Below are 4,990 nucleotides of genomic sequence, written 5' to 3'. Positions count from 1 at the left end.
TAGGGTTGTAAAGCCCTGGCTTATTCTATGACTACTAGGGCATATAAAATTTGTTGATCCACATCCCCTTGATTCTGCAGGGTGACACCAAAAAACAAAGGGGTGATCACCTTTGGATAAAAAGGCGATAACAGTCGAGATAGATATGGATGAATACATTAAACTGCAGGATTTAAGGGTTGAATCCCTCAAGACTGGTAGGTTTGTGTCGGTTGGGTGTGTCATGAGGGATGCCCTTAAACACTACCTCCAGGAGGTTGACCTGAGAGAGAAATACCTCCAGCAGGCAGAGGACAATAAGAAGGAGTTGATAAGATGAGTGGCAACCACAACCACCCACCCCACAGAACCACCCCTATAGAGGTGAACTACGATCCACCAAAGGAGGTGAACTACGATCCACCAAAGGAGGTGAACTACAATGAATAGTATGTCAAAGAAGGAATATAAACATTTTGAGCGATCAATAACCCTACACATTAAACACGCTGATTTTGAATTAATAGGCCAGAAATACAGGGACAGAGACCTCTACGAGTACCTGTTCATCAAGAAGAGTAAACCAATCCACACAGCCACAGGTAAAACCAGCAACCTCTACGAGATCATATCAGAGGATAAAGACCCTGATGAAGCCCTCAAAATCATAGGGGACACATTCACAGAGGATGATATAAACATCCTCCTCAGGGGAGGGTTCCATGATGATAACAAGACCCCTGAGGGTGTCCTCGAGTTAATCCAGCACATCCTCCTCGCAGGTGAGATGCTCCACCCAGGAGGGGATGCTATTGAACCCCAATCATTCAAGGACTACCCTGAGAAGATACAAGCCTACGCTGACCAGTTAATCAATGATGACAGCATCGACATCCTCGAATCCATCACCAGAGTCATAGGGGAGGCTCATTATGGTGATGAGAAGGCCGTGAAATTACTCCTATTATCCATCGGCACCCTATTCCTCAGGGACACCCCACCAGTCCACCAGGCACTGAGGGGCTCCACAGGTTCAGGTAAAACAGACCTTGTATTGAAGACAGTACTCGCAGTCCCTGAGAGGTATGTGCACATCCTCAGATCAGCATCACCTAAATACTTATTCTACGCATCAGAGACTGGCATCCTCCGTGAAGACTACAATATCTTCGTATTTGATGATATTGAGTTGAATGATGAGATCATAGCGATCTCCAAGACCATCACAGATAACATCCTCCCAGAGAAGGAACACCACACCGTGAAGGATCAGGAGGCCCTGAAACTGGAGATCCCAGGGGAGGGCTTGGCGATATTCACAAGGGCGAGGGACATCCATGATAATGAACTCAATGACAGGCTACTCTACAATAACCCAGTGGAGGATGAGGATCACAGCAGATTTGTGAAGGAGAAGATCAAAGAGGAGGCTATCTCAGGGTCAGTGATGGATGATAAGAGGATCATGGAGGCCTACGAGGTCATCAGGGCAGTCTATGAGCGATTGATAGAGGATGATGTCAGGGTTTACAACCCCTACCTCCACCTACTCGACCTGCGAGGGTATAGTAACAGGGACATCAAGCACATAGTTGGACTTGTGAAGGCCGTGACATGGTACAGGCAACATAAGAGGAGGAGGGAGGGGAGTTATGTCCGTGAAAATGGCCATGACATTATCATCGGCACTGAGGATGACCTGAGGGATGCATTGGAGTTGTGGATGTCCATAGACACCCTCCAAAGGTATAAGTTGGACAGGAAACAGGAGAAATTCCTCAAATCCCTACCAGAATACTCTGATGAGTTATATAAACAGCATACTGGTTCAATCTTTGAGGATGCTCCTGAACTTCCAACTTATAGGGGTCTCGCTGAGAGGCTTGGGTTGAGTAAATCAACAATATATCGGTGGGTTAAGGGGAGGCATGACAAAGACAGAGACATCGAGGGCTTAGAGGATAAGGGTCTTGTTACTATCAAGCCATTGGAACCTGAGAATCCTAAATCACCATCACTGATATACCTCACCCCAGGTATTGTTGGGAAACACCTCCAACTCAAAAATGGTGGAGAACCCTCAGAATCTGAATTTACCCTGTTCCCCAGTGTTGACCAAGGCTTGGGAACAGTGGAGAATACTCGGATTTGGAAAAAAACCATATTCCATAGTATGTTCTTAGGTGTTTCCCAAATTCAAAGTAACATACAGGACAATTTAATACAAGAATGGCTTGATAATAATACTAATCCCATGGAGACACATGAGGATGTTGTTGAATTCATTGTCGATGTCAGGGTCTTCATCCATGACAACCTGCAGACACCCTCTGATGTGACCTGCAACCCAGTGTATACCATACTGGGAAATGGGAAACACCCCCTGGAAACAGGTGGAGAATCCTCCAATCACGGAGATAAGCATGATTTGGTGTTGACCAGGGCCGGGTCAATAGTGGGGAATAGGGTAAACAGTGAAAATAATGGCTCTAAGGCCTCCAATGAAATGACATGTTTCCACAAAAAAAATTATTACTCTGGTGTGGGTGGTGATCTGCGGGATGAGTACATGGATGCAATGGCACGGGGTGATGACTCGAGGATAGGTGAACTTGAGGCGAGGATCCCACCAGACACACCAGAGAACCTTGAGGAGAGGAGGATCACCCTGAAAAAGAAACTCGAGGACAAGAGTATCAGTGCCGGGGAGAAGCTGGAACTCCTTGAGGAACTGGGAGGGGTGCTCTCAACTCTAATGAGGAAACCAGTGGGTAAGGAGAAGATTGTCGAGTATGCGAAGGAATTGGGTGATGTTCGGCGGGAGATAGAGGATATGCAGGGTGGGTGATCCATTATGCCCCTCTCCTTAGCAACTTCAAACCGTGTCCCTGAGGGTTGGAGGGATCTGATCATATCGGCTATGAGTAACCTCGCACCCCTCGGGAGGGATCCGAATACAAAGGAATTCACAGATGAAATCCACCACCTCTCGGGGGAAGATATGGGGACTGTGATGGAAATCCTGGGGATTGCATTGGCTGAGGGTTTCCTGGAATACGATGATCATTACAGGCTCATCCTCGGCCCTGCAGGTGAGGAGTATGTTCAGTTGGCATCACAGGTTAAGGTTGAGGAGACAAGGAGACTGACACTTCGAAGGGCCCTCAAGAGATTCAAGGATAAAAGGAGGGCCTGCAGGTACCTGTCCCTTGGGGATAAGGCCCTTTATGATTACTATTACTATGGTGGCCTGTGAATTATAATTCAATGTCCTTGTTGGGTGGAATGTGGAAGTCAACAAAACCCTCAAGATCCAAATCACCAAAGCCTTCAAGTAACCCCTTAAGGTCTTCAGGTTTGAACTCTGGGATGTCATCAAGGTTAAACTCTAAGAGTTCCTTAAGGTCGGGGCATTCAAGGTCATCAAATACTGGGAGGTCTTCAAGGCAAAAGTCTATTAGTGGTTCATTAGGGTCAAATCCTATTAGTTCTTCCAGGTTGAACTCTAAAACCCTGTTATCATCAATCTTCATGTGTAAATATCTATATCCTCCATGGATTAATAATTTTGGGAATTTTGGGAGGGTTGAACCATCACACCTGATAGAAAAAGATAGAAAAAAATCTAAAAAAATCAAAATAAAATCCACCCTGGGACTGGGTTCCCCCATCAAGTCCTGTAACATCAAAGAAATACAAAAAAATACAAAAAATTTTGGGGTGGCAGGGTGGAGTAAAACTGTAGTGTGATGATAGTGATTCCATGCAGGGTGAGTGTCATCCCCATCATCAGGTGCCCTGGGGCCTGCAGGGGGCTGTGATGGTGGCTTGTTCCATGGTGGAGTAGGGGTGGAGTGGACTGTAGTCGGGTTTAGTTGCTGTGTAGTCTATTCTTGTTGTGGTGCTGTTTTGTCTCCTGCAGTGTAGGTTGCAGGGATCGTATATTACACCTATTTTTACAATTTTTTCAGGGTCTACATGTATATGGGGTTGTGTTTTTTCGTGTTTTTTTGTGTGTTTCTGTGGCTGTGATGATACTTTACTTCGGTATATCATTATATTACGAAGTCAAATCATGGTACTGTGCTGATGTTCTGGGGTTAATTGTTTATATTGTGACACGCTATAGGTATATGATATGATCATAGGAGGTGGATTGTATGGCGATGGAGGATGTTGGCGTGCCATTCAGTAACAGGTTAACCAGGCAGGGGAACATTAAGGTGCCTGCTGATTTGAGGGATGCTTTGAAGTTGAAGCCTGGTGACCTCCTGGTGGTGGAGATCAAAAAAGTTGACAGGTCATAGTGACACCCACCCCATTGGCGAGGCCTTTTTAACTCTTTTTATGCTTTTACGGTTTTTGCAGGGGGAATCTGGGGGGTCTCCTGGTGGAGTACAGTGAACGGGTTAAGTTCAGGGAGCACCAGTTGAACACTCTGCAGTTGGAGGATCGGCGGGTGCTCAAGGAGATTGAATGGACTGTTTGCCCTGATTGTGGATCTAAAAGGTTCCGGTTCGACAGGAAGAATTATTACATTTATTGTCAGCGTTGTGGTGTTGTTTTATCAGCCCTGTACCCGTATAGTGCTGGTTTGCGGTTGTATCTGCCATGGGGGATGCTATGAAGTAAAATAGGTTATGATCAGATGGGTTGACAGGTCATAATCCTCACATGTACCCACCTGTATCCCACTGGTGGGTGGGTGTGGGAAAGCCTTTTTAACTCTTTTTATGGTTTTACGGTTTTGCAGAAAATCGCATTCCCTGTAAGATAATATAAGAAAAAATAATACATGTTTTTACGGTCTGGGCTAAGTTTTAATAGCAAGAACAACAAGAAATAGTTATGAAAAAGCATGTTGTTGAGTGGGGTGGAAATACCGCACACCAAAACCCCACCAACACAGTCACCCTGCAGAAAATGTAGGGGTACATTGCAGAATGGTACCCTGCATAGGGTTGTAAAGCCCTGGCTTATTCTATGACTACTAGGGCATATAAAATTTGTT

General features: G+C 45.5%; 7 protein-coding genes. 5 read left to right on the top strand and 2 right to left on the bottom strand.

The genetic code is table 11. The features are described 5' to 3' along the window. Positions 1–112 precede the first annotated feature (112 nt). From L5462_RS09215 to L5462_RS09205, 3 genes are all read left to right on the top strand, one after another. On the top strand, positions 113–319 hold the full coding sequence (locus tag L5462_RS09215) for a hypothetical protein (protein WP_237780482.1): 207 nt from the start codon (positions 113–115) through the stop codon (positions 317–319). A gap of 102 nt (positions 320–421) precedes the next feature. After that, entirely contained in the window at positions 422–2,827 is a 2,406-nt protein-coding gene (locus tag L5462_RS09210) for a helix-turn-helix domain-containing protein (RefSeq protein WP_237780481.1), read from the top strand. 6 nt (positions 2,828–2,833) lie between these two features. Further along, entirely contained in the window at positions 2,834–3,235 is a 402-nt protein-coding gene (locus L5462_RS09205; protein ID WP_237780480.1) for a hypothetical protein, read from the top strand. 1 nt (position 3,236) lies between these two features. On the opposite strand, the gene L5462_RS09200 is transcribed toward L5462_RS09205, so the two are convergent. Together L5462_RS09200 and L5462_RS09195 are read right to left on the bottom strand one after the other, a co-directional pair. Continuing rightward, complete coding sequence (locus L5462_RS09200) at positions 3,237–3,512, bottom strand: hypothetical protein (protein ID WP_048901314.1); 276 nt, start codon at positions 3,510–3,512, stop codon at positions 3,237–3,239. 256 nt (positions 3,513–3,768) lie between these two features. Then, entirely contained in the window at positions 3,769–4,035 is a 267-nt protein-coding gene (locus tag L5462_RS09195; protein WP_237780479.1) for a hypothetical protein, read from the bottom strand. 104 nt (positions 4,036–4,139) lie between these two features. On the opposite strand from L5462_RS09195, the gene L5462_RS09190 reads away from it, so the two are divergent. Both L5462_RS09190 and L5462_RS09320 read left to right on the top strand, forming a co-directional pair. Further along, complete coding sequence (locus L5462_RS09190) at positions 4,140–4,286, top strand: AbrB/MazE/SpoVT family DNA-binding domain-containing protein (RefSeq protein WP_010868907.1); 147 nt, start codon at positions 4,140–4,142, stop codon at positions 4,284–4,286. A gap of 83 nt (positions 4,287–4,369) precedes the next feature. Next, positions 4,370–4,606, top strand: a complete 237-nt coding sequence (locus tag L5462_RS09320) for a TFIIB-type zinc ribbon-containing protein (protein ID WP_370637063.1) — start codon at positions 4,370–4,372, stop codon at positions 4,604–4,606. The last annotated feature ends 384 nt before the right edge of the window (positions 4,607–4,990 follow it).

Origin of the sequence: Methanothermobacter sp. K4, assembly GCF_022014235.1 — an archaeon.
Taxonomy (GTDB): domain Archaea; phylum Methanobacteriota; class Methanobacteria; order Methanobacteriales; family Methanothermobacteraceae; genus Methanothermobacter.
Note: the sequence above shows the minus strand (reverse complement) of the source record. Positions and strands in the feature narration are given on the sequence as shown.